The following is a 689-nucleotide window of genomic DNA, read 5'->3' on the forward strand; positions in this document are numbered from 1 at the left end:
CACCCGCCCCACCGATGCCGCCCTGGGCGCTCTGTTCGACGCCGTCGCCGTCGAACACGCGACGATCTACGGATACGGGCTGGTGTCAGCGCATTCCACGCCGGAAGACAACAGCTTGGTCGCCGATGCGATGGCCGAGCATCGGGCTCGTCGGGAAGCCGCGATCGTCGTGCTCGAGGACGCCGGCGGCGCGGTCCCGCTGCCCGCGGTGGGGTACTCGATGCCCTCGGAGGTCGACACCCCCGCCCAGGCCGCGAAGCTCGCGGTGCGCATGGAAGAAGACAGCGCGACCGCGTGGCGGGCGGTCGTCGAGCAGGCGACCGACGAGAAGGTGCGCGCGTTCGGCGTGGCCGCGATGCTCGAAACCGCGGTCACCGCCGCTCGGTGGCGCGTCGTCGTCGGCGCCACACCGGTCGCGGTGCCGTTCCCCGGCGGGAAGGAATAGCAGCTAGCTGGCTGTAGGTCGAGTCAAGGGGTGTGGAGGCCGTAGTGGGTCGACGCCTCGGGGCGGGGCGTGATTTCTGTGGTCGGTGGTGCTGCCGAGTTGAGGGCCGGGTGCCTCGCGCCCACGCTGACTTATGCAACCTCGGTGTGGGTTATCTGGCGTCGTTCGGGCTGCCGTGGAGGCGAAGGGCCGGGTGCCAAGCTAGCCTCGGCGTAACCGGTGAGGGTCCGCCATAGCGGATACG

General features: G+C 70.2%; 1 protein-coding gene. It reads left to right on the plus strand.

The window, feature by feature from the left end:
- Window positions 1-445: ferritin-like domain-containing protein (locus DMB80_RS27785; protein WP_240431423.1), on the plus strand; the 445-nt coding region annotated here is incomplete at its 5' end.
- Between the last annotated feature and the right edge of the window lie 244 nt (window positions 446-689).

Source organism: Mycobacterium kyogaense, from assembly GCF_003254575.1.
Classification (GTDB): domain Bacteria; phylum Actinomycetota; class Actinomycetes; order Mycobacteriales; family Mycobacteriaceae; genus Mycobacterium; species Mycobacterium kyogaense.